The sequence below is a fragment of the Nocardioides sp. P4_G10 genome, from assembly GCF_056401175.1.
The window spans coordinates 1-23,627 of record NZ_JBFUJV010000001.1 but is presented as its reverse complement, the minus strand read 5'-3'; the positions used below and the strand labels follow the sequence as shown (position 1 = coordinate 23,627).

Below are 23,627 nucleotides of genomic sequence, written 5' to 3'. Positions count from 1 at the left end.
GGACCGCCATACCCGCAGCCGACCAGTTGCCGCACCGAGATCGAGCCAGCCAGCCGAACCAGCAAGCATCGAGCGAGTGGGAGACCCGCATGGGGAACAGGAGCGACAGCGGCACCGGTCGGGTCCGTCGGTGGCCGGCTCTCCTCGTCGGCCTCGCCGTCGCGCTGGGGTCGGCGGCCTGCACGTCCGACGACGACCCGCCCGCGGACGAGGCGGCGCCGGTGGTCCAGCTCGGCGCCCCCGGTGAGGCGGGGAAGACGCTCTCGCCGGACGAGGCCGAGGCGATCGACGAGCCCACCTGGACCGACGCCGACGTCGAGTTCGTCCAGATGATGATCCCGCACCACCAGCAGGCGCTCGAGATGACCGCCCTCGTCGAGGACCGGGCTGCAGACCCCGACCTCGCCCAGCTCGCGGAGCGCATCGAGGTGTCGCAGCAGGACGAGATCGCGCTGCTCGAGAAGTGGCTCAACCAGCGCGGCGAGATGGTGTCGGGCATGCACGGCGGGCACGGGGAGCACGGCGGTGCGGGCGGCCACCAGGAGATGCCCGGCATGCTCACCCCCGCCCAGCTCGACCAGCTCGCGCGGTCGAAGGGCGACCGGTTCGACCGGCTGTTCCTGCAGGGCATGATCCGCCACCACGAGGGCGCGGTGGTGATGGTCGAGACGCTGCTCACCGGCGGCGAGGGCGGCCAGKAGTCGGAGGTGTTCCAGCTGGCCAGCCACATCGGCACCGACCAGCAGGTCGAGATCGCCGCGATGAAGGAGCGGCTGGGCAGCTGACCCCGCGGGCGCCTGCGGTCAGCCGACCACGCGTGCCACGAGGTCGTCCCAGGCCAGCTCGATCTGCGGCAGGCTGACCCCGTCGACCCGCTGCTGCTGGAGCGCCATCGCCTCCAGCGGGGCGAGCAGGGCGAACGCCAGGAAGTGCAGGTCGCCCGTCACCCCGAGCTGGCCGAGCAGGTGGCGCACGTGCATGAGGGCGAACCCGGCGGCAGCCCGGGAGCGGACCGGGTCCATCCCGGTGGCGGCCCGGATCAGGTCACCGTGGGTGACGTTGACCCGCATCCGCGAGTGGCCGAACGCCAGGAGCCGCTCCATCGGCGGTGCGCCCGGGCCCAGGGGAGGCGGGCCCGAGATGACGCTGCCCTGCCACACCGTCTCGGACTCGTTGAGGACCGCGGCCATCAACCCCTCCCGGCTCTCGAAGCGCCGGAACAGCGTGCCCTTGCCGACGCCGGCCTCGGTCGCGACCGTGTCCATCGTCACGCACCCGACCCCCCGCGTCTCCACCAGGCGCAGCGCCGCTGCGAGGATCGCCTCGCGGTTGCGCGCCGCGTCGGCCCGCTCCGGCGCAGGCTCGTCGGCCAGCGGCAGGAGGTGGGTCACGCCCTCAGCCTAGGTCGGAAGAAAGTTCCCCCGCACCGGAATAGAAGCGGACCGCGGTCCGTTTCGACGTTCATGACCACTCAGAAGCAGACCCGTGTCGCTGTCCTCCTCGGTTCCTACCGCGCCGGCTCGCTCAACCGCCGCATCGCCGAGCACCTCCGCGACCACGCCCCCGCGGGTGTCACCGTCGACGTCGTCGAGGGCATCGACGCCGTCCCGTTCTACAACGAGGAGATCGACGGCGAGTCGGCTCCTGCAGCTGCCACCGCCCTGCGCCAGTCCGTCGCCAGCGCCGACCGCGTGCTCGCCGTGACGCCGGAGTACAACGGCACGATGCCGGCCGTCCTCAACAACGCCATCGACTGGCTGTCGCGGCCCTACGGCCAGGGCGCCATCGTCGGCAAGCCCTTCGCGGCCATCGGCGCCACCCCCACGCCGTACGGCGGCAAGTGGTCGCACGAGCACGCCCGCCACTCGGCCACCATCGCCGGGGCCGTCGTCGTCGAGGGCATCGTCGTCGACGAGCCCGCCCTCGAGGGCGACCCGCTGGCCAACGAGGAGGCCGTGCAGCGCTTCCTCGGCGCCCTCGACGCCCTTGTCGCGCACGAGGTCGAGGTCGCGGCCTGACCTGACTCTGCTGCCGAAGTTCCCGCTTGTCGGCCGAAGCATCGGCCGACAAGCGGGAACTTCCCCGGATATCCGGGGAACGCATCGATCGGTAGGTTCGGCGGTGTGCTCCACGACCTGACCGCGCTCGAGCAGGGCGACGCCGTACGCCGCGGCGAGGTGTCGCCGCTCGAGCTGGTCGAGCACTACGCCGGCCGGGCCGACCGGGTGGGCGCGTTCGTCACGCCGACCCACGAGCAGGCGCGAGACCACGCCCGCCGGCTCACCGGAGCGGGACGCCCCACGGACGCAGGTCCGCTCTGGGGCGTCCCGACGGGCATCAAGGACCTCCATCCGACGGCCGGGGTCCGGACCACCTTCGGCTCCGCGGCGTACGACGACTTCGTGCCCGATGCCTCCGACGACCTCGTCCTGACCGTCGAGGCCGCGGGGATGCCGAGCCTGGGCAAGACGAGCACGCCCGAGTTCGGCTCGCCCTGCTACACCGAGCCCGACGTCGCGCCTCCGGCGGTCACGCCATGGGACACCACCCGCACCGCCGGCGGCTCGTCCGGCGGGGCGGCCGCGGCCGTCGCCGCCGGCCTGCTGCCCGTCGCGCCCGGCTCCGACGGCGGCGGCTCGATCCGGATCCCGGCGTCGTGCTGCGGCCTCGTCGGGCTCAAGCCCACCCGCGGACGGATCAGCGGCGCGCCCCGCTACGGCGACCCGGTCGGGCTCGCGACCGCCGGCACCCTGGCCCGCAGCGTGCGCGACGCCGCCGCGCTGCTCGACGTGCTCGCCGGCCGGCGCGTCGGCGACCCGTTCTGGGCGCCCGAGCCGTCGGGCAGCTTCCTCGACGCCTGCGACCGCGAGCCGGGACGGCTGCGGGTCGCGCGCTTCATCACCCCGGTCATCGCCGACGTCGACGTCCACCCGGCCTCCGTGACCGCGTGGGACGACGCCTCGCGGCTGCTGGAGGTCCTCGGCCACGAGGTCGAGGACGTGCCGGTGCCGATCCCGCGCGAGGCGGTCGCCGACTTCGAGACCTGCTGGGCGGTGCTGACCGCGCTCTCGCCCGCACCCCCGGGCCGGGAGGACCGGCTCCGCCCGCTCACCCGCTGGCTCGGCGGCCTCGGCCACGCCGTCAGCGGGCCGGAGTTCGGGCTCGCGATCGGGCGGCTCCGCCAGCACGCGGCGGCGGCCCTCACCGCGCTGGCGCCGTACGACGTCGTCCTCACGCCGACCCTCGCCAGCCCGCCGGTCGAGGTCGGCGCCCTGCGCGACGACGCCGACCCGGCGGGGGACTTCGCCGCCCAGAAGGCGTTCACGCCGTGGACCAGCGCGTGGAACGTCACCGGCATGCCGGCGATGTCGCTGCCACTCCACTGGACCGACGAGGGTCTCCCGATCGGCGTGATGGTCGCGGCGCGACCGGCCGAGGAGGAGCTGCTCCTGTCGCTCGCCGCGCAGGTCGAGGCCGCTGCGCCCTGGGCTGACAGGCGACCGCCCGGCTGGTGACGTTCAGTCGTCGCCGATCCCGCGCGCGTGCAGCGCGTCCCCCGTGTCGTGCGCCCGGGCGACGACGCGGACCACGAACGGGATGAGCCGCGCCCGCGGCGACCGCTCGAGCCCGCGGGCGACGGCCGCGTCCCGCGACTCCTCGGCGAGCCCGATGGTCGTCGGGATCGCCCGCAGCATCAGCGAGAACGCCAGCGCCACCGCCTCGGGGTCGACACCGACGCGGCGCAGCGGACGCAGCCCGCGGGCGACCGCGTCCATCACCTCGTCGACCGGCGTCGTGACGGTCAGCGTGGTGGCGAGCAGGATGAGGGCGACCAGGTCGCCGACGACCTCGACCGCGCGCGGCCAGCCGTTCTGCCAGACGGTCCAACCGCCGAGGATCGCCGCGGTCAGCAGCAGCCAGCGCATCGCGCGCAGGGTGAACCCCAGGCGCGCGCCCGACCACACCACCAGGCCGGCGGCGACGAGGACGAACACCACGGCCGACGCGGGGCCGTGGACCAGGACCACGACGAGGCTGGCAGCCATCAGGCCGAGCAGCTTCGCGCCGGCGGGCAGCCGGTGGAGCCACGTCGTGCCGGGCTGGTGGAGGCCGAGGAGCTGGGCGCTCATCTGGTGGACGACCCGGTCATGCTGTCGCCCGGTAGTGCCCGATGACGTCGGCCGGGGAGCCGTCGCGCTCCACCCTGCCGTCGCGGACCAGGAGCACCCGGTCGCAGCGCTCGGCAAGGTCGAGGTCGTGCGTGACCACGACGAGCTGCTGCTCCAGGCCGAGCAGCAGGTCGCCGATGCGGCGGCTGTTGCCGAGGTCGAGCAGCGTCGTCGGTTCGTCGGCCACCAGGATCGACGGCCCCGTGGCGAGCACCCCCGCCAGTGCGAGCAGCTGCCCCTCGCCCCCGGACAGCCCGTGCACGCTGCGGTCGCCGAAGCCGCCGAGCCCGAAGTCGGCCAGGACCCGGTCGGCGGCGACGAGCCTCTCGGCCTTGTCGCGGTGCGTGCGCCGCAGCGACAGGGCGACGTCCTCGCGGGCGGTCGGCATCACGAGCTGGGCGGCGGGGTCGGTGAACACGAAGCCGACCCGGCGGCGTACCTCCCGGCCCTCGCGCGCCACGTCGAGGCCGTCGACCACGACCCGGCCGGTCGTAGCCGGGACGAGGCCGTTGAGGAGCCGGGCGAGGGTGGACTTGCCGGAGCCGTTGGGGCCCACGAGGGCGACCCGGCGCTCGGTGAGCTCGAGGGAGGTCTCGTGGAGGATGCGGCGCTCGCCGTCCTGGGTCGGGACCGAGACGGTGACCTGCTCGAGGAGGATCCCGCTCACGCGGTGGGCGTGCCCTCGGGCTGTCCCTGCCCGGCGGGCGCCGGCGCGGTCGGGCGGTCGAGGATGCCCGGGAAGGCGCGGTGCACCGCGGTCGCGACGAGCGCCATGGCGACGTTCTTGAGGACGTCGCCGATCCAGAAGATCTTGTCGATGTCCCAGGCCTGGGCCCACGTCAGGTCGGCGCGCAGGACGAGGCCGGCCATGCCGAGGGTGTGGATGCAGAGCGCCGAGCTGATCAGTCCGGCGCAGAAGATCGCGACCGGGCTGACGAGGGAGCGGCGGGGGAGCCGCTCGACGATCGCGCCGCAGAGCCCGGCCGCCAGGGGGAAGCCGATGAGGTAGCCGGCCGTGGGGCCGGTGAGGACGGCGAGGCCGGCGGCGCCGCCGGAGAAGATCGGCAGCCCGGCGGCGCCCGCCACGACGTAGAGCAGGACGGCGAGGAAGCCGCGTCGCATGCCGAGCACCGCACCCGAGAGCAGCACCGCGAAGGTCTGCAGGGTGATCGGCACGGGACCGGCGACCTTGATGGCCGGCAGCAGCGCGCACACCGCGACGAGGGCCGCGAAGGCGGCGATCAGGGCGACGTCGGTGCCGGGGTTGCGGCGAGTGCTCATGGGGTGTTCCCTCTACCTGAACGGTGATCAGTTGAACGGCGTTCAGGTTAGGGTCGTGGGGACGCCGCGTCAACCGCGGTGGCAGGCGTCGGGATCGTCGGAGAGGGAGGGGGTACGTCGTGCCGCACCGCCGCGCGGACGTGCTCGCCCACGCCGTCACCCTGCTCGACGCGCACGGCCTCTCGGCGCTGACGATGCGCCGGCTCGGGGCCGAGCTCGGGGTCCAGCCGAGCGCGATCTACCACCACTTCCCGAGCAAGCAGGCCCTGCTGGCGGCGGTCGCCGACGAGATCCTCGCCCGCGGTGCGCGACCGCGTACGGCGTCGGAGTGGCCCGACCAGCTGCGCGAGGTGTGCTCGGAGCTCCGGCACGCGATGCTCGCCTGCACCGACGGCGCCGACGTGGTCGCGACGGTGTGGGCCTTCGGCCTCGGCGCCGCGGCGCCGGTGGCGGAGATGGAGAAGGTCCTCGCCGATGCCGACGTCCCCGACGAGCTCGTCCCCGTCGCGTCGCGCACCCTGGTCCACTACGTCTTCGGCCACGCCTTCGAGGAGCAGACCGCCCGCCAGGCCGTGGGCCTCGGTGCCGTCGAGCGCTCGCTCGACTCGCTGCCCGACTTCGACCTGGGCCTCGACCTCGTCATCGACGGCCTGCGGGCGCGGCTCGCCTAGGCCGAGGTGTCGACGTCCGCGCCCTGCAGCTCCGCGAGCAGCACGGCGCCGGCCAGGTCGAGCCGGGTCCGCCTGAGCTCGGCGGTGAGCAGGTCCACGCCGTCGAGGCTCGCGCCCCGCAGGTCGGTGCGGTCGAGCTTGGCCTGCCGCAGCACGGCGTGGTCGAGGCGGGCACGGGCCAGCGTGGTCAGGGTCAGGTCCGACATCGACAGGTCGGCCTCGCGCAGGTCGACGCCGGTGAGGTCGAGGCGCGAGAGGTTGGCGCCACGCATCGTGACGCCGAGCCAGGACCCGCCCGCGACCGTGAGGGGGCGCAGGGTGCACTCGGCGAAGACCGACCCGACGAGCTTGCAGCCGTCGAGCGTGGCGTCGAAGAACGACGTGCGCCGGAAGTCGCACCCGACGAAGGCCGTCGCGGTGTGCACCGAGGCGTTGAAGCGACCGCCGTGGAAGGTGCACCGCTCGAAGGTGGCGCCGGACGTCGTGGTCTCCGACAGGTCGACGTCGGTGAAGGTGCACTCGACGAAGTGCGCGGCGCCGAGGTCGTCGCCGTACCAGTCGTCGCCGCGGAAGTGCCTGCCGTTCGCTACCTGGGCCTCGGTCACGGCGCCCACCGTAGTCGTGCCACGGGAGAGGGCGGGACGGATAGGGTCGTCCCCGTGATCGCGTCCCACCAGCACCGCTTCATCTTCCTCAAGACCCGCAAGACGGCGGGCACGAGCGTGGAGATCGCGTTGTCCAAGGTGTGCGGGCCCGACGACGTCATCACCGAGATCAGCCCCGAGGACGAGAAGCTGCGGCAGGCCGCCGGTGGTCGTGCCCCGCAGAACTTCGAGTCGCCGCCGCAGCCCCGCAAGGCCTACAACCACATGGGTGCCAAGGCGACGCGCGACCTCGTCGGGGCCGCCGTGTTCGCCGACTACTTCACCTTCGCGATCGAGCGGAACCCGTGGGACGCCGTCGTGTCCCTCTACTACTGGAAGTACAAGGACCGGCCCGAGCTGCCCGACTTCGAGACCTACGTCAAGGAGATCTGGATCGAGCAGCTCGCCAACAACCGCCGGCTCTACCGCATCCGCGGCAAGATGGCGCTCGACCGGGTGCTGCGCTACGAGAACCTCGACGACGAGCTCCGCGAGGTGTGGGAGCACCTCGGGCTGCCGGGCGAGCCCGACCTGCCGCGCGCCAAGGGCAACGCGCGCCCGGCCGGCCACTACCGCGAGCTCTACACCCCCGCGTCCAAGGAACGGGTCGCGACGGTGTTCGCCGACACCGTCGAGGCCTTCGGCTACGAGTTCTGACGGCCCCGACCCGGCAAGCGAAGCGGCCCTGCGTCCGCGTGCACGACGTGCACGGTGACGTCTCGGAGTGGGCCTGCCTCGACCCCGACAAGCCGCAGGTCAACCCCGATCCCGACCACGACCCCGACCACCCCGACCCCGACCTCGGCTAAGGCGTGGCGTCCATCAGCCGTTCGCACTCGGCGACGAGCCGGGCCCGCAGGGGAGCCCCGCGCTCCGCGAACCCGCGCTGCGCCTCGACGTACGCCGCCTTGCCCTCCGTCGTCTCGATCCGCACCGGCTCGAAGCCGAGGTCGGCGAGGTCGTAGGGCGCCGCGCGCATGTCGAGCACCCGGATGTCGCGCGCCAGCTCGAAGCAGTCGGCCACCAGCTCGCTGGGGACCATCGGCGTGAGCCGGAAGGCGTGCTTGTAGAGGTCCATGCCCGCGTGCAGGCAACCGGGCTGCTCGAACGCCGGCCGGTCGTCGCGCCCCGGCTGCAGGGTGTTGAGCGGGCGGGAGGTGGGGGTGAAGAAGCGGAAGGCGTCGAAGTGCGAGCAGGCGATGCGGTGCGACTCGACGACCGCGTCGGTGCCCTCGGGACCGAGGCGGAGGGGCCAGTCGTGCCGGGTCCCGTGCTCCGCCGAGCGGTGCACCATCGCCCACTCGTGCAGGCCGAAGCAGCCGAGCTGCGGCGGGCGGGCGGCCGTCGCCGTCAGCAATGAGTGCAGCTGGGTGAGCAGCGGGCGCTGCGAGGCGACGTACGGCGCGGTGACGGCGACCGGGTCACCGGCGTAGCCCTTGAGGCTCGCGTGCTCATCCGCGTCCTCGAGCGCGACCCCGAAACCGGGGTGCCAGCGGCGCAGGTGCGCGGGGCGCTGGGAGTAGTAGGTGAAGAGGAAGTCGTGGACCGGGTGCTTCACCTGGTCGGCGCGACGGGCGAGGTGCGGCCGGACGAAGTCGTCGACGCGTGCGGCGTGGGCCTCGGCGAGGGGACGCCACTCGGAGGTCGACAGCACGCGCACTGCGCCAAGGCTAGTGCGGGGGAGCGGCCCGGGCCGCTTCGACGGCACTCGACGTGGGCTCGTGCCTGGAGCACACTGCCGACATGGACCGCACCGCCGGGCTGGACCGTGCGCACGCTCACGCCCTCGGGTGGCTCGACTCCCTCGCAACGCGGCCGGTCCCGCCGGCCATGACGGCCGACGAGATGCTGGACCGGCTCGACCGGCGCCTCCAGGACGGCCCGACCGATCCCGTCGCGGTCGTCGACGAGCTGGCCGAGGCGTGCGAGCCCGGGCTGACCGCGATGCCGGGCGGACGGTTCTTCGGCTTCGTCATCGGCGGCACCCACCCGGCCGCGCTGGCCGCGGACTGGTTGGTCAGCGCGTGGGACCAGAACTCCGGGCTGCGGGTGCTGACCCCCGCCCACTCCGCGATCGAGGACGTGGCGGAGGCGTGGGTGGTCGACCTGCTCGGCCTCCCCGCGGGCAGCGCCGTCGGGTTCGTCACCGGCGGCACCATGGCCAACTTCACCTGCCTCGCCGCCGGTCGCGACGAGGTGCTGCGCCGAGCCGGCTGGGACGTCGCCGAGCGCGGGCTGGTGGGCTCGCCGGGCGTACGCGTCCTGGTGGGGGCGGAGCGCCACGACACCATCGACCTCAGCCTGCGCTACCTCGGCCTCGGTGCGCCCGAGCCGGTGGCCGTCGACGACCAGGGACGCGTCGAGCCGGCCGCGCTGGCGGCGGCCCTCGACGCGGGCGACGGCCGTCCCACGGTGGTCTGCCTGCAGGCCGGCAACGTCCACTCCGGGGCCTTCGACCCGTTCGACGCGACCATCGCCGCAGCGCACGACGCGGGGGCGTGGGTGCACGTCGACGGCGCGTTCGGGCTCTTCGCCGGCGCCTCGCCGCGCCGGCGGCACCTCATGGCGGGCGCCGACCGCGCCGACTCCTGGGCGACCGACGCCCACAAGACCCTCAACGTGCCGTACGACTGCGGGCTGGCGATCGTGCGCGACCGCGCTGCCCTGCGGGCCGCGATGGGCATGCACGGCGACTACCTCATCCACGACGTCACCGGCGAGCCGTTCGACAAGGTGCCGGAGATCAGCCGCCGCGGCCGCGCCTTCCCCGTGTGGGCCGTGCTCCGCGCGCTGGGACGCGACGGCGTCGCCGACCTGGTCGACGGCTTCTGCGACCACGCGGCGGCGTTCGCGGAGGGGATCACCGCGATCGAGGGCGCGCAGGTGCTCAACGACGTCGACTTCACCCAGGTGTGCGCCTCCTTCGGCGACGACGACCGCACCCGGGCCGTGGTCGAGGCGATGCTCAGCGAGGGGACGGCCTGGACGACCGGGTCGCGCTGGCACGGCCAGGCCGTGCTGCGGGTCAGCGTGAGCAACTGGTCGACGACCGTCGACGACGTCGCCTCGAGCCTCGCCGCACTGCACCGCGCCGCCGGCCACTGACGGACGGTTGGATAGCCTCGGCGCATGCGCATCTGTCGGTTCAGCACGGGCGAGGAGCCTCGGTTCGGCGTCGTCACCGGTGAGGTCGACGAGTTCGGCCAGCCGGCCGATGACTCGGTGGTGGTGGCCCTCGCGGGAGACCCGCTCTACGCCGGGATCAAGCTGCTCGAGGAGGAGCACCGGCTCAGCGACGTACGCCTCCTCGCGCCGATCATCCCGCGCAGCAAGGTCGTCGGGATCGGTCGCAACTACGCCGCCCACGCCGCCGAGATGGGCAACGACCTGCCGAGCGAGCCGCTGATGTTCCTCAAGCCCAACACCTCGGTGGTGGGCCCGGGCGACCCGATCTTCTACCCCTCGCAGACCACCAACCTCCACTTCGAGGGCGAGCTGGCCGTGGTGATCGGTCGGATCTGCCGCGACGTGCCCGCCGAGCAGGCGACTGACGTGATCTTCGGCTACACCATCGCCAACGACGTGACCGCGCGCGACCTGCAGCGCTCCGACGTCCAGTTCACCCGCGCCAAGGGGTTCGACTCCTTCTGCCCGGTCGGCCCCTGGATCGAGACCGACCTCGACCCGCAGGACTTCATCGACGGCCGCCAGGTGCAGACGTTCCTCAACGGCGACGTCGTCCAGGACGGCTCGACCGCCGACATGATCTTCGACGTCCCGACGCTGGTCGCTCACGTGTCGTCAGTGATGACGCTGCTGCCCGGCGACCTGATCCTGACCGGCACCCCCGAGGGTGTCGGGCCGATGGAGGTGGGCGACGAGGTGGAGATCTCGGTCGCCGGCATCGGTTCCCTGACCAACCCCGTCGCCCAGAGAGCGTGAGCACCAGCATGAGCACCCCCGGGAGCACCCCCGTCCGCGTCCGCATGGCCCCGTCCCCGACGGGGTCGCCCCACGTCGGCCTGGCCCGGACCGCCCTCTACAACTGGGCGTTCGCCCGCCACCACGGCGGCACCTTCGTCTTCCGCATCGAGGACACCGACAAGGCGCGCAACACCGAGGAGTCCTACGACTCGCTCATCGACCTCATGCAGTGGCTCGGCCTCAGCTGGGACGAGGGCGTCGTGGTCGGCGGTGCGCACGGTCCCTACCGCCAGTCCGAGCGCACCGAGATCTACGCCGACGTGCTCACCCGGCTGCGCGAGTCGTCCTACACCTATGACTGCTTCTGCACGAACGACGAGGTCGAGGCGCGCCGCAAGGCGAGCGGCTCCAAGGTGATGGGCTACGACGGCTTCTGCCGCGAGCTCAGCGACGAGCAGCGGTCCGCCTTCGAGGCCGAGGGCCGCTCCTCGATCGTCCGGTTCCGGATGCCCGACGGGTCGATCACCTGGAACGACCTGGTCCGCGGCGACATCACCTTCGAGACCGAGTTCGTCCCCGACTTCGCGCTGTGCCGCGCCAACGGCGACCCGCTCTACACGCTGACCGCTCCGGTCGACGACGCCACGATGGAGATCACCCACGTGCTGCGCGGCGAGGACCTGCTCTCCAGCACGCCCCGCCAGGTCGCCCTCTTCGACGCGCTCAAGGAGCTCGGCGTCGCGAAGGAGACGCCCGCGTTCGGCCACCTGCCCTACGTCATGGGCGAGGGCAACAAGAAGCTCTCCAAGCGCGACCCGCAGGCCCACATGGCGCTCTACCGCGAGCAGGGCTTCCTGCCCGAGGGGTTGCTCAACTACCTCGCCCTCCTCGGCTGGGCGATCGCGGCGGACCGTGACGTCTTCTCCCTGGACGAGATGGTCGAGAAGTTCGACATCAAGGACGTCAACCCCAACCCCGCGCGCTTCGACCTCAAGAAGGCCGAGGCCATCAACGCCTCGCACATGCGGCTGCTGTCGATCGACGAGATCACCCACCGCGTGCTGCCCTTCCTCAAGGACGCAGGCGTCGTGGGCGACCCGGTGACCGACCCCGATGCCCAGATGCTCGAGCTCGCGATGCCGCTGGTGGCCGAGCGGATCAACAAGCTCACCGAGGCCGCGCCGATGCTCGGCTTCCTGTTCGTCGACGAGGCCGACTTCGAGCGCGACCCCGCCGACGTCGCCAAGCTGCTCGACGAGACGGGCCGCGGCGTCGTCCAGGCGTCGTACGACGCCCTCTCGGGGCTGCACGAGTGGTCGACCGCCGCCATCGAGGAGGCGCTGCGCGTGGCGCTGATCGAGGGCATGGAGCTCAAGCCCCGTGTGGCCTTCGGTCCGGTGCGGGTCGCCGTGACCGGCAAGCGGATCAGCCCGCCGCTGTTCGAGTCGCTGGAGCTGCTGGGCCGCGAGCGCAGCCTCGCGCGCCTGCAGTCGGCCCTGGCCTGACGCCGTGCCCGCACCGCTGGCCCCCGACTTCCGGCCGCGCTACCACGAGCTGCACCGGGTGGGCAGGCCCGGCTGGTGGCGCTCGGTCGTGGGCGTCGTGCTTCTCCTCGTCCTGGTCTTCGCCGTCGTGCCGCTCGTGGTCGGGGGCATCGCCTTCGTGCTGCTGCTCGCCACGGGGAGCAGCGCGAGCGAGGCCTCGACCGTCCTCGACGTGACGGCGGAGGCGACGCCCGCCGGGCTCGCCCTGCTCAACGTGATCATCGCCGCGGCGATCCCGCTGACCTTCCTGGTCACCTGGTGGCTGCACCGGCTCAAGCCGCGCTGGGTCTCCTCGGTGGCGCCCCGCCTGCGGTGGGGCTACCTCTTCGTCTGCCTCGGACTGTCGGTGGTGGCGCTCCTCGCCTCGCTCGGCGTGGCGATGCTGCTGCCCGTGCAGACCGGCGACATGCCGGCGAGCACGGTCAACGACTTCACCTCGCAGACGCGCGACTTCATCCTCGTCATCCTGCTCCTGACCCCGCTCCAGGCGGCGGGGGAGGAGTACCTGTTCCGCGGCTACCTCACCCAGGCCTTCGGGTCGCTCGTGTGGGCCAGGCAGCTGTCGCAGGCGCTCGCCGTGCTGGGCCCGGCGCTGATCTTCGCGCTCTTCCACGGCCTGTCGCAGGACTGGCCGGTCTTCTTCGACCGCTTCGCCTTCGGCGTCGTCGCCGGCATCCTCGTGATCCGCACCGGAGGTCTGGAGGCGCCCATCGCGATGCACGTGCTGAACAACTTCCTGGCCTTCGGGCTGGCGCTCACCTTCGGCGACCTGACCACGGCGCTCAACGCGGAGGGGGGTAGCAGCTGGTGGACGATCCTCTCGACGCTGACGCAGTCCCTGGTCTACCTGGGCCTCGCGACGTGGGTGGCGCGGGCGATGGGCCTGGTCACCACAGGACCGCCCGTCGGGGGAGCGTTGCCGCCCGCCGGCGGGGACCCCGTTTTGGCCGTGCCGCCACCCCGCGTGTAACGTTCGGGATCGGTTCCGCAAGGAATCACGTGGTGGTCAGGGCGATCGCAGGCGGTCGAACTGATACCCCCATGGGGTATGGTGTAATTGGCAACACGGCTGGTTCTGGTCCAGTTGTTCTAGGTTCGAGTCCTAGTACCCCAGCGGATCCGCCCCACCAGGGGTTGGATTTGGTGCGGCACTCCAACTTCGGTAGAGTTTCGCTCCGCTGCTCCAGGGCAGCAACATGCAAGCCCCCGTCGTCTAGCGGCCTAGGACGTCGCCCTCTCACGGCGGTAACGCCGGTTCAAATCCGGTCGGGGGTACCAACGCATGGAAGGGCCCGGTCCTCGGACCGGGCCCTTCGTCGTCGTCGGGCACTGCGCACGGTGGGCTAGCATCCGCGCCCATGACTGACGGGCCCCGGCTGGTTGCCGGCATCGACTCCTCCACCCAGTCCTGCAAGGTCGTCGTCCGCGACGCCGGGACAGGCGCGCTCGTGCGGCAGGGCCGCGCCGGACATCCGGACGGCACGGAGGTGCACCCGGACCACTGGTGGGCCGCGCTGCAGGCGGCGATCGCCGAGGCCGGGGGACTGGACGACGTGGCTGCCGTCAGCGTCGGCGGCCAGCAGCACGGCATGGTCTGCCTCGACGAGGACGGCGCCGTCGTGCGCCCCGCGCTGCTCTGGAACGACACCCGCTCGGCCGGCGCCGCCCGCGACCTCGTCGACGAGCTCGGCGGTCCCGAGGAGGGCGGTCGCGCCTGGGCCGAGGCGGTCGGTGTCGTGCCGGTCGCGTCGTTCACCGTGACCAAGCTGCGCTGGCTCGCCGAGCACGAGCCCGAGCACGCCCGTCGTACGGCCGCGGTGTGCCTGCCGCACGACTGGCTCACCTGGAAGCTGTCCGGGAGCACCGACCTGCGCGACCTGACGACCGACCGCAGCGACGCCAGCGGCACGGGCTACTGGTCGGCACCGACGGGCGACTACCGCACCGACCTCCTCGAGCGTGCCTTCGGCGCCGTGCCGCACCTGCCGCGCGTCGTGGGGCCAGGCGAGGTCGCGGCGATGGTCGCCGGCACCGCACTCGGTGCCGGCGCCGGGGACAACGCCGCCGCTGCGCTGGGCCTGGGGGCGGGGGAGGGCGACGTGGTCGTCTCGATCGGCACCTCAGGTGTCGTCACGGCCGTCACCAGCACGCCCGCCGTCGACCCGACCGGCTCCGTCGCGGGCTTCGCCGACGCCACCGGGCTGTTCCTCCCGCTCGTCGCGACCCTCAACGGGGCGCGGGTCCTCGACGCCGCCGCCCGCCTCCTCGACGTCGACCACGAGACGCTGTCGCGCCTCGCGCTGGAGGCCCCCGCCGGCGCCGGCGGGCTGGTGCTGGTGCCGTACCTCGAGGGCGAGCGCACGCCCAACCTGCCGGACGCCACCGGCTCGCTGCACGGCCTCACCCTCGCCACCGCCACCCGGCCGGCGCTCGCCAGGGCCAGCGTCGAGGGACTGGTGTGCAGCCTCGCGGACGGACTCGACGCCGTCGTCGCCACCGGGGTCACCCCCTCGCGCGTCCTGCTCGTCGGGGGCGCGGCCGCGTCGGAGGCCGTCCGCACGGTCGCCGCGGAGGTGCTCGGCGTCCCGGTCGACGTCCCGCCGCCGGGGGAGTACGTCGCGGACGGCGCCGCACGCCAGGCGGCCTGGGCGCTGTCGGGCGCGGACGCACCGCCGGAGTGGGTCCGCGAGGGCACCCGACGCTATGCCTCGGACCCCGTGCCGAGCGTGCGCGAGCGCTACGCCGAGGGTCGTTCGCGGCACCTGGACAAGACCAGCTGAACTTTCTGTGTGCCACCCTTGACGTGATGCCCATCACGCACTTAGTTTGGCGGTCCGTCAAACTAATGGGTGACCGAGGTCACACGCAGGATCGAGGACGCCGATGTCGCAGGTGCGGGATGGCTGGTCGACGACCGGCACCGGCGGTGCCGACCAGGGCACCGTGCGCCGCGCGAACCTGTCGCTCGTCCTCCGCAGCCTCCGCGAGGGCGGCGCCCGGTCCCGGGCCCGTCTCGCCGCCGACCTCGGGCTCAACAAGGCCACCGTCTCCAGCCTCGTCACCGAGCTGCGCGAGCGCGGCCTGGTCCGTGAGGGCAGCGCCGAGCGCGGCGCCGTCGGGCGCCCCGGCACGATCGTCGAGATCGACGGTGCCGGCGCCTACGGCCTCGGTGCCGAGATCAACGTCCACCACGTCTCGACCCGCGCGGTCGACCTGGCGGGCGTCGTCGTCAGCGAGCGGCGTACGTCGGTGGACACCCGCGGCCTCGAGCCCGACGAGGTGGTCGACCGCCTCGTCGAGCTGGTCCACGGCACGCTGGCCGACCTGACCGCGCTCGGCGCGGCCCCGGTCTCGGCGGTCGTGGGCGTGGCGGGCCTGGTCGACCACGACCGCGGCACCGTCTCGGTCGCGGCCAACCTCGGGTGGCAGGACGTCGCGCTGGCCAGCCTGCTGCGCGCCCGGCTGGGTGACCCCGACTACCTCCTCGAGGTGGACAACGAGGCCAACCTCGCCGCCGTCGCCGAGGCCATCCCCGGCGACCCCGAGCGCCGCGACATCCTCGTCATCCACGGCGAGGTCGGCATCGGTGGCGGCATCGTCGCCGACGGCCGCCCGTTCGCCGGACGACGCGGCTACGCCGGCGAGTTCGGCCACATGGTCGTCGACCGCGACGGCAACCGCTGCGGCTGCGGTCGCACGGGGTGCTGGGAGACGGTCATCGGTCTCAGCCACCTCATCGAGCTGGCCGCTGCGGGCGAGGACGACCTGCTGCGATCGCCCCTCATCGACCTCGAGGGCAAGGTCGAGGAGATCAGCCGCCGGGCCGCCGCCGGCGACGAGCGGACCCTGGCCGCGCTGAGCGAGGTCGGACGCTGGGTCGGCATCGGCGCCGCGATCCTCACCAACGTGCTCAACCCCGGGATGATCGTGCTCTCGGGCTACCTCGGCGAGATCGGTGAGCGGATCCGCTCCGAGGTCGAGTCCGAGCTCGCCGCCGGGGTGCTCGCCCCCGACGCCGGCGGCACGCGCATCGCGCTCTCGAGCCTCGGCTTCTCGGCAGCGGTGCACGGTGCCGCCGCCGTCGCCATCGACCACGTCTACGACGACCCCACGCTCGTGCCCCGGGCGGTCCCCACGCTGGAGGTGATGTCATGAACGACGCCCCGCTGCTGACCATGCGCGGCATCGTCAAGCGGTTCCCCGGAGTGCTCGCGCTCGGAGGAGTCGAGCTCGAGGTGCGCGCAGGGGAGGTGCACTGCCTGCTCGGCCAGAACGGCGCCGGCAAGTCGACGCTGATCAAGATCCTGTCCGCGAGCTACCAGCCCGACGAGGGCCAGATCCTGTGGGAGGGCGAGCCGGTCTCGCTGTCCACGCCGCAGACCGCGATGGACCTCGGCATCTCCACGATCTACCAGGAGCTCGACCTGGTCCCCGACCTGAGCGTCGCCGAGAACATCTTCCTCGGCCACGAGCTCAGCAAGGGCGGCTTCAGCCAGCGCGGGGAGACGATCCGTCGTACGCGCGACCTGCTCGCCCGGCTCGGGCACTCCGAGATCCCGGCCACCCGCTCGGTGGGCCGGCTCTCGCCCGCCGCGCAGCAGATCGTCAGCATGGCGCGCGCCCTCTCCCAGGACACCCGGCTGCTCATCCTCGACGAACCGTCCGCCGTCCTCGACCAGGGCGAGGTCAACAACCTCTTCCGCGTCATCCGCGACCTCACGTCCGAGGGCGTCGCCGTGGTCTACATCTCGCACCGGCTCGAGGAGATCAGGCAGATCGGCGACCGGATCACGGTCCTCAAGGACGGCAGCACCGTCGCCACCGGCCTCGCCGTCGACCAGACGCCGACGAGCGAGCTGATCAAGCTGATGACGGGCCGGTCCATCGAGTACGTCTTCCCGCCCCGCGGCGACGCCCCGCCCGTGACCGGCGACCCGATCCTCGAGGTGATCGGCCTCGAGCTGCCGGGCGTCTTCACCGGTGTGGACCTGAGCGTGCGGGCGGGAGAGATCGTCGGTCTCGCCGGCCTCGTCGGCGCCGGACGCTCGGAGATCCTCGAGACCCTCTACGGCGCGCGGCGTCCGTCGGCCGGCACCGTGCGGGTCGCGGGCAAGGAGCTGCGTCGCGGCTCCGTGCCCGCCGCAGTGAAGGCCGGCGTCGGGCTCGCCCCGGAGGAGCGCAAGAGCCAGGGGCTCCTGCTCGACCAGGCCATCTACGCCAACATCACCGTGTCCACGATGGGGCGCTTCAGCCGGTTCGGGCTGCTCGACGGCCGCGCCGAGCGCAAGCGCTCCGCCGAGGTCGCGGAGTCCCTCGACGTCCGCCCGGCGGGGGTGGAACGCCTCGTGCGCCTCCTGTCGGGCGGCAACCAGCAGAAGGTCGTCCTCGCTCGGTGGCTGCTCCGCGGCTGCCGGGTGCTGCTCCTGGACGAGCCGACCCGAGGGGTGGACGTCGGCGCTCGCGCCGAGATCTACGCCCTCGTCCGCTCGCTGGCCGACTCCGGCGTCGCCGTGGTGGTCGTGTCGAGCGAGGTAGAGGAGGTGCTCGGTCTCGCCGACCGGGTCCTCGTGGTCCGTGAGGGCCGTGTCGTGCACGAAGGTCCCGCGGGCGAGATCGACGAGTCCCGCGTCCTGGACCTGGTCATGGAAGGAAAGGTCGCATGAGCGAGCAGAGCACGAACCGACCCGGGGGCGCGGTCGAGAACACCGTCACCCCCTCGACGGACACAGTCACGGTGGAGCGCGCCGCCGCAGAGTCGGCAGGTGGCGGGGGAGGACTGATGAGCGGCCCCTTCGGCCGCAACCTCGGCCTGATCGTGGCGCTCCTGCTGATCTGTGCAGCCGGCGTCATCACCGTGGGCGACCGGTTCGCCAGCATCGACAACGTCCTCACGATCCTGCGCTTCGCCTCGACCATCGGCGTGGTCAGCATCGGGATGACCTTCGTCATCACCGGTGGCGGCATCGACCTCTCCGTCGGCGCCATCGCGGCGCTCTGCTCGGTGTGGGCGACGACGTTCGCCACCCAGACGATGGCCGGCGACACCCACTGGATCCTCATGGTCTTCACGGCACTGGCCGTGGGAGCAGGATGCGGGCTGGTCAACGGTGTGTTGATCGCCTACGGCAAGGTCGTTCCGTTCATCACGACGCTGGCGATGCTGGCCGCCGCGCGTGGTCTCGCCGAGATCATCTCCGAGCGGCGCACGCAGATCGTGACGGTCCAGGGGTTCAAGGACTTCTTCTCCGCCGACGTCCTCGGAGTGCCGCTCCTCGTGGTCATCTTCGCGCTGGTCTCGGTCGCCGGCTGGATCCTGCTCAACCGCACGACGTTCGGACGGCGCACGCTCGCCGTCGGCGGCAACCCCGAGGCGGCACGCCTGGCGGGCATCAACGTCAACCGCCACACCGTGATGCTCTACGTCCTCGTCGGCCTGTGCTGCGGGCTCGCGGCGCTCATGCTCGTCAGCCGCACCACCACCGGCAGCTCCACCCACGGCACGCTGTGGGAGCTCGACGCCATCGCGGCCGTCGTCATCGGCGGCACGCTGCTCACCGGAGGGCGCGGGACCATCGTCGGCACGGTCGTCGGGGTCCTCATCTTCGCCACCCTGGGCAACGTGTTCACCCTCAACAACCAGGACACCTCGACCCAGGCGGTCGCCAAGGGCGTCATCATCATCGTCGCCGTGCTGCTCCAGCAGCGCCTGGCCCGCAACGCGACGTCGACCTAGCGAACGCCGGGCCCACCAGCTCGGAACCACCGCACCACCATGCCGGCACCCCCCAGGAACGCCGGCTGCACCACAACCATCGAGATGAACCCGAGATGAACTAGGAGCACGACACATGCGACTGCGCACTCCCCTTCGACGGCACCAGAGCCGCCGCTACACCGGCATCGTGGTCGGCGCGGTCGCCGTCCTGTCCCTGGCCGCCTGCACCGGCAGCGCCGATGACGCTGCCGAAGACGACAACGGCGGCTCCGACTCCGCACCGGCCGCTGCCGCCGGCAGCAACGACGAGGAGGGCGACCAGGTCACCATCGGCTTCTCGGCGCCCGCAGCCGACCACGGCTGGATGGCCGCCATCACCAACAACGTCCGCGACCTCGCGGAGGAGTACCCCGACATCGACCTCCAGGTCGCCGAGGGCACCAACGACGTCAACCTGCAGATCAGCCAGGTCGAGACCTTCATCAACGACAAGGTCGACGCCATCGTCCTGCTGCCCTTCGACGGCGCCGCGATGACGCCGGTCGCGCTCAAGGCGATGGAGGCCGGGATCCCGGTCATCAACGTCGACCGCGAGTTCGACGACCCCAACGCTGCCCGCGTCACCGTGCTCGGCGACAACTACGGCATGGGCGTCTCGGCCGGCCAGTACGTCTGTGAGCAGGCCGGTGGCAACAAGGACGCCATCGTCGCCGAGATCGCCGGCATCGACTCCCTGCCGCTGACCCAGGACCGCAGCCAGGGCTTCGAGGACGCGCTGTCCGAGTGCGGCCTCGACGTCGACGCCCGTCAGGCGGCGGAGTTCACCGTCGAGAGCGGTGAGGAGGTCGCGGCGAACCTGCTCCAGGCAGAGCCGAAGATCGACTTCCTCTGGAACCACGACGACGACCAGGGTGTCGGCGTCCTCGCCGCCATCGAGAACGCCGGCCGTGACGAGTTCACCATGATCGGCGGCGCCGGCTCGGCCAACGCCATGCGCGCGATCCAGGACGACAACAGCGTGCTCAAGGCGACGGTCATCTACCCCTCCACCCAGGGCGCCGACGGCGTGAAGCTGGCCCGCCTGCTGGTGCAGGGCAAGGCGATGAGCGACCTCGTCGAGGTCGAGGTGCCCCGCACCGTCCAGCTCTACGCCCCGGTCGTCACGTCCGACAACGTCGACGACTTCATCGACTCGGCCTTCGAGTCCTGATCGGTCCGCGGCGGCTCCCCACCCGGGAGCCGCCGCGGCACCACCGCCCCGAAGGGCACCCAGCACCACCCACAGCACGTCAGCAGCCGCCCGGTCGACCCGACAGGGCGTCTGCGGACTGCGCCCTCGCGCGCCCCTTGATCCCACACCCTGCCCCCGAGGAGGTCCGATGACCACCACTCCCGACACCCCTGATGGCCGACGCGACCTGTCGGTCGGCATGGTGGGCTACGCCTTCATGGGCGCCGCGCACTCCCACGCCTGGCGCACCGCCCCCCGCTTCTTCGACCTGCCGCTCCGTCCCCGCATGGCCGCCGTCGCCGGTCGCGACGCCGAGGGCGTCCGCGCCGCGGCCGAGCGCCTCGGCTGGGAGTCCACCGAGACCTCGTGGCAGGCCCTGGTCGAGCGCGACGACATCGACCTCGTCGACGTGTGCACCCCCGGCCACACCCACGCCGAGATCGTCATCGCCGCCCTCGAGGCCGGCAAGCACGTCCTGTGCGAGAAGCCGCTGGCCAACAGCGTCGAGGAGGCCGAGGCGATGACCCGCGCCGCCGAGCGCGCGGCCGCCGACGGCGTACGCGCCATGGTCGGCTTCACCTACCGGCGCGTGCCGGCCATCTCCCTCGCCCGGCAGCTCGTCGCCGAGGGACGCCTCGGCACGCTGCACCACGTGCGCGCCCAGTACCTGCAGGACTGGATCGTCGACCCGCAGGCGCCGCTGTCGTGGCGCCTGGAGAAGGACAAGGCCGGCTCCGGCGCGCTCGGCGACATCGGCGCCCACATCATCGACATCACCCAGTTCATCACCGGCGACACCATCACCCGCGTCTCCGGCCGGCTGCGCACCTTCGTCGACGAGCGGCCGCTCCCCAGCGAGCACGCCGGCCTCTCCGGCACGGCCGGCACGGGCACCGGCAAGGTCACCGTGGACGATGCCGCGACCTTCCTCGCGGACTTCCGCGGGGGAGCGATGGGCGTCTTCGAGGCGACGCGCTTCGCCTCGGGGCGCAAGAACGCGATCCGCATCGAGATCAACGGCTCGCGCGGAAGCATCGCGTTCGACTTCGAGGACATGAACGTCCTCCACTTCTTCGACGGCACGGAGGACGCCGGCACCGCCGGGTTCCGCCGGATCCTCGTCACCGAGGCCGTGCACCCCTACGTGGGTGCGTGGTGGCCGCCCGGCCACGTCATCGGCTACGAGCACGGGTTCATCCACCAGGCCGTCGACCTCGTCCGCGCGATCGCGGACGGCACCGATCCCACCCCAACCTTTGCCGACGGACTCCAGGTGCAACGCGTCCTGGCCGCGGTCGAGACCAGCTCTGACAACGATTCGTGGCAGGAGATCCCCGCATGACCGACTACACCCCGACCCCTGAGGACAAGTTCTCGTTCGGCCTCTGGACGGTGGGATGGCAGGGCACCGACGTGTTCGGACCCAGCTCCCGTGACCTCCTCGATCCGGTCGACGCGACCTACCAGCTCGCCGAGCTCGGCGCAGCCGCCGTCACCTTCCACGACGACGACCTCGTCCCCGACGACGACAAGCGCGACGCCGTGCTCGAGCGCTTCGAGAAGGCGCTGGCCGACACCGGCCTCGCCGTCGAGATGGTGACCACCAACCTGTTCGGGCACCCGGTGTTCAAGGAGGGCGCGCTCACCGCCAACAACCGCGAGGTGCGGCGCTACGCGCTCACCAAGGCGCTGCGGAACATCGACCTGGCGGCGTCCCTGGGCGCCAAGACGTTCGTGCTGTGGGGTGGCCGCGAGGGCGCCGAGCACGGTGCTGCGAAGGACGTCCAGGCCGCGCTCGACCGCTACAGCGAGTCGCTGAACCTGCTCTGCGCCTACGTCAAGGACCAGGGCTACGACATGCGGTTCGCGCTCGAGCCCAAGCCCAACGAGCCGCGCGGCGACATCCTGCTGCCGACCATCGGCCACGCCCTCGCGCTCATCTCCGAGCTCGACGACCCCGACATGGTCGGCCTCAACCCCGAGGTGGGCCACGAGGAGATGGCCGGCCTCAACTTCGCCCACGGCATCAGCCAGGCGCTGTGGCACGACAAGCTCTTCCACGTCGACCTCAACGGCCAGCACGGTCCCCGGTTCGACCAGGACCTGCGCTTCGGGGCCGGCAACGTGCGCGGCGCCTTCTGGACCGTCGACGCGCTCCTGGGCGCCGGCACCGGCAAGGCCTACGACGGCTACGTCCACTTCGACTTCAAGCCGCCGCGCGCCGAGGCCATGGACGGTGTCTGGGAGTCCGCCCGCGGGTGCATGCGCAACTACCTGATCCTGCGCGACAAGGTCCAGGCCTTCCGCGCCGACCCCGACGTCGTCGCGGCCCTCGAGGCCGCCGAGATCGGCACCCTGCGCACCCCGACCCTCGGCGAGGGTGAGTCGCTCGCCGACCTCCGCGCGGCGTCGTACGACGTCGAGGGCCTCGCCACCCGCAGCGTCGGCCAGGAGGCGCTCGACCAGCTCGCGCTCGAGCACCTGCTGGGAGTCCGCTGACCGACCACCGTGGGCCCGGCGGGCGCCGAACCCGCCGGGCACACACCTGTCCCACCCGCACGACCGCAGCACAGCTCGACCGCATGACGAGGGCCGAACGCCCGGGGACCCGCCCCGGAACTGATGGAGCGCACATCCGTCACCAGAGAAGGGATCGTGATGAACAGACTCATCACGCGACTGCAGAGGCGCTCCCGCGTCGCGGTCGGCTCCACCATGGCCTTGATCGTGTCGCTGCCGCTGGGCGCGACCATCGGGCTGGCCTCCACGGCCACCGCGGCACCGAGCCCCGAGCCCGCCGCCGCCACTGACATCCAGGCGAAGAAGGCCCCCCAGGGGACCGGGAAGGCCGGCCCGGCCGAGACCGCGAGCACCCTGGGCGACGCGGTCCCGTGGACCGCCGACCCGAAGGCATCCGCCGCCGCAGCCGCGGAGGAGTCGTTCGACGCGCTCCTCTTCTCCAAGACGGCTGCGTTCCGGCACTCCAACATCGACGAGGCCACCACCGCCATCCAGGCGCTCGCGGCCGACAACAACTTCACGGTGACGGCGACCGAGGACAGCAGCGCGTTCAACGACGCCAACCTCGAGCAGTACGAGGTCGTCATCTTCCTCTCCACCACCGGTGACGTGCTCAACCCGTCCGAGCAGGCCGCGTTCGAGCGCTACATCCAGGCCGGCGGCGGCTACGCCGGCATCCACGCGGCGTCCGACACCGAGTACGACTGGCCCTGGTACGGCAGTCTCGTCGGCGCCTACTTCAACAACCACCCGCCGGGCACACCGACCGCGACGGTCAAGGTCGAGGACCCTGCGCACCCGTCCACCGCCGGCATCCAGCGCCGCTGGCAGCGCACCGACGAGTGGTACAACTTCCGGACCAACCCGGCGGCCAACCCCCGCACGAAGCTCCACGTGCTGGCGTCGCTGGACGAGACCACCTACACCC

General features: G+C 72.3%; 23 protein-coding genes and 2 tRNA genes. 19 read left to right on the top strand and 6 right to left on the bottom strand.

What is annotated here, in order from left to right; all coding sequences use genetic code 11:
• The first annotated feature begins 89 nt into the window (after positions 1-89).
• Complete coding sequence (locus AC1DP1_RS00125; protein WP_477505108.1) at positions 90-785, top strand: DUF305 domain-containing protein; 696 nt, start codon at positions 90-92, stop codon at positions 783-785.
• 18 nt (positions 786-803) lie between these two features.
• Here the strand turns inward: AC1DP1_RS00125 and AC1DP1_RS00120 are convergent, their stop codons facing one another.
• Complete coding sequence (locus tag AC1DP1_RS00120; RefSeq protein ID WP_477505107.1) at positions 804-1,391, bottom strand: TetR/AcrR family transcriptional regulator; 588 nt, start codon at positions 1,389-1,391, stop codon at positions 804-806.
• Positions 1,392-1,463: 72 nt separating this feature from the next.
• Here AC1DP1_RS00120 and AC1DP1_RS00115 point away from each other — a divergent pair, with 72 nt between their 5' ends.
• Both AC1DP1_RS00115 and AC1DP1_RS00110 read left to right on the top strand, forming a co-directional pair.
• Positions 1,464-2,018, top strand: a complete 555-nt coding sequence (locus tag AC1DP1_RS00115) for an NAD(P)H-dependent oxidoreductase (RefSeq protein ID WP_300045966.1) — start codon at positions 1,464-1,466, stop codon at positions 2,016-2,018.
• 105 nt (positions 2,019-2,123) lie between these two features.
• Positions 2,124-3,515 carry an amidase gene (locus tag AC1DP1_RS00110; protein ID WP_477505106.1) on the top strand — a complete coding sequence of 464 codons (1,392 nt, stop codon included), beginning with the start codon at positions 2,124-2,126 and terminating at the stop codon, positions 3,513-3,515.
• Between the two features lie 3 nt (positions 3,516-3,518).
• On the opposite strand, the gene AC1DP1_RS00105 is transcribed toward AC1DP1_RS00110, so the two are convergent.
• The 3 genes from AC1DP1_RS00105 to AC1DP1_RS00095 are packed head-to-tail and all read right to left on the bottom strand — an operon-like array spanning position 3,519 to position 5,450.
• Positions 3,519-4,130, bottom strand: a complete 612-nt coding sequence (locus AC1DP1_RS00105) for an energy-coupling factor transporter transmembrane component T family protein (RefSeq protein WP_477505105.1) — start codon at positions 4,128-4,130, stop codon at positions 3,519-3,521.
• Positions 4,131-4,146: 16 nt separating this feature from the next.
• Positions 4,147-4,836 (bottom strand): energy-coupling factor ABC transporter ATP-binding protein, encoded by a 690-nt coding sequence (locus AC1DP1_RS00100; protein WP_477505104.1) that lies wholly within the window; start codon positions 4,834-4,836, stop codon positions 4,147-4,149.
• The gene (locus AC1DP1_RS00095) at positions 4,833-5,450 is read right to left on the bottom strand and encodes a biotin transporter BioY (RefSeq protein ID WP_477505103.1); all 618 of its coding nucleotides are present in this window, start codon (positions 5,448-5,450) and stop codon (positions 4,833-4,835) included. Before AC1DP1_RS00095 ends, AC1DP1_RS00100 begins: the two co-directional genes overlap by 4 nt.
• A gap of 119 nt (positions 5,451-5,569) precedes the next feature.
• On the opposite strand from AC1DP1_RS00095, the gene AC1DP1_RS00090 reads away from it, so the two are divergent.
• On the top strand, positions 5,570-6,121 hold the full coding sequence (locus AC1DP1_RS00090) for a TetR/AcrR family transcriptional regulator (protein WP_477505102.1): 552 nt from the start codon (positions 5,570-5,572) through the stop codon (positions 6,119-6,121).
• Here AC1DP1_RS00090 and AC1DP1_RS00085 read toward each other — a convergent pair.
• Positions 6,118-6,726: a pentapeptide repeat-containing protein gene (locus tag AC1DP1_RS00085; RefSeq protein ID WP_457191994.1), complete on the bottom strand. Its 609-nt coding sequence runs from the start codon at positions 6,724-6,726 to the stop codon at positions 6,118-6,120. The genes AC1DP1_RS00090 and AC1DP1_RS00085 overlap by 4 nt on opposite strands.
• Before the next feature lie 54 nt (positions 6,727-6,780).
• Here AC1DP1_RS00085 and AC1DP1_RS00080 point away from each other — a divergent pair, with 54 nt between their 5' ends.
• Positions 6,781-7,422: a sulfotransferase family 2 domain-containing protein gene (locus tag AC1DP1_RS00080; protein WP_477505101.1), complete on the top strand. Its 642-nt coding sequence runs from the start codon at positions 6,781-6,783 to the stop codon at positions 7,420-7,422.
• 148 nt (positions 7,423-7,570) lie between these two features.
• On the opposite strand, the gene AC1DP1_RS00075 is transcribed toward AC1DP1_RS00080, so the two are convergent.
• The gene (locus tag AC1DP1_RS00075) at positions 7,571-8,425 is read right to left on the bottom strand and encodes a 3-methyladenine DNA glycosylase (protein WP_477505100.1); all 855 of its coding nucleotides are present in this window, start codon (positions 8,423-8,425) and stop codon (positions 7,571-7,573) included.
• An 83-nt stretch (positions 8,426-8,508) separates the two neighbouring features.
• On the opposite strand from AC1DP1_RS00075, the gene AC1DP1_RS00070 reads away from it, so the two are divergent.
• The 14 genes from AC1DP1_RS00070 to AC1DP1_RS00005 form a co-directional block, all read left to right on the top strand.
• The gene (locus tag AC1DP1_RS00070) at positions 8,509-9,870 is read left to right on the top strand and encodes a pyridoxal phosphate-dependent decarboxylase family protein (protein WP_477505099.1); all 1,362 of its coding nucleotides are present in this window, start codon (positions 8,509-8,511) and stop codon (positions 9,868-9,870) included.
• Positions 9,871-9,894: 24 nt separating this feature from the next.
• A complete protein-coding gene (locus AC1DP1_RS00065) occupies positions 9,895-10,707 on the top strand; it encodes a fumarylacetoacetate hydrolase family protein (protein WP_477505098.1) in 813 nt (270 codons plus the stop codon).
• 8 nt (positions 10,708-10,715) lie between these two features.
• Positions 10,716-12,194, top strand: a complete 1,479-nt coding sequence (gene gltX / locus AC1DP1_RS00060) for a glutamate--tRNA ligase (protein WP_457191982.1) — start codon at positions 10,716-10,718, stop codon at positions 12,192-12,194.
• 4 nt (positions 12,195-12,198) lie between these two features.
• A complete protein-coding gene (locus AC1DP1_RS00055) occupies positions 12,199-13,203 on the top strand; it encodes a lysostaphin resistance A-like protein (protein ID WP_477505097.1) in 1,005 nt (334 codons plus the stop codon).
• 72 nt (positions 13,204-13,275) lie between these two features.
• Positions 13,276-13,347 (top strand) — tRNA-Gln (locus AC1DP1_RS00050).
• A gap of 88 nt (positions 13,348-13,435) precedes the next feature.
• Positions 13,436-13,511 (top strand) — tRNA-Glu (locus AC1DP1_RS00045).
• 80 nt (positions 13,512-13,591) lie between these two features.
• Positions 13,592-15,013 carry a xylulokinase gene (gene xylB, locus AC1DP1_RS00040; protein WP_477505096.1) on the top strand — a complete coding sequence of 474 codons (1,422 nt, stop codon included), beginning with the start codon at positions 13,592-13,594 and terminating at the stop codon, positions 15,011-15,013.
• Positions 15,014-15,116: 103 nt separating this feature from the next.
• Entirely contained in the window at positions 15,117-16,388 is a 1,272-nt protein-coding gene (locus AC1DP1_RS00035) for an ROK family protein (RefSeq protein ID WP_477505095.1), read from the top strand.
• A complete protein-coding gene (locus tag AC1DP1_RS00030; RefSeq protein WP_477505094.1) occupies positions 16,385-17,896 on the top strand; it encodes a sugar ABC transporter ATP-binding protein in 1,512 nt (503 codons plus the stop codon). Before AC1DP1_RS00035 ends, AC1DP1_RS00030 begins: the two co-directional genes overlap by 4 nt.
• On the top strand, positions 17,893-18,966 hold the full coding sequence (locus AC1DP1_RS00025; RefSeq protein ID WP_477505093.1) for an ABC transporter permease: 1,074 nt from the start codon (positions 17,893-17,895) through the stop codon (positions 18,964-18,966). The genes AC1DP1_RS00030 and AC1DP1_RS00025 overlap by 4 nt, the downstream gene beginning before the upstream one ends.
• Positions 18,967-19,081: 115 nt before the next feature.
• On the top strand, positions 19,082-20,158 hold the full coding sequence (locus tag AC1DP1_RS00020; protein ID WP_457191970.1) for a substrate-binding domain-containing protein: 1,077 nt from the start codon (positions 19,082-19,084) through the stop codon (positions 20,156-20,158).
• Between the two features lie 169 nt (positions 20,159-20,327).
• Positions 20,328-21,521 (top strand): Gfo/Idh/MocA family protein, encoded by a 1,194-nt coding sequence (locus tag AC1DP1_RS00015; protein WP_477505092.1) that lies wholly within the window; start codon positions 20,328-20,330, stop codon positions 21,519-21,521.
• Entirely contained in the window at positions 21,518-22,678 is a 1,161-nt protein-coding gene (xylA, locus tag AC1DP1_RS00010; protein WP_300045909.1) for a xylose isomerase, read from the top strand. Before AC1DP1_RS00015 ends, xylA begins: the two co-directional genes overlap by 4 nt.
• Before the next feature lie 159 nt (positions 22,679-22,837).
• A partial coding sequence (locus AC1DP1_RS00005; RefSeq protein WP_477505091.1) for a ThuA domain-containing protein occupies positions 22,838-23,627 on the top strand: 790 nt, incomplete at its 3' end.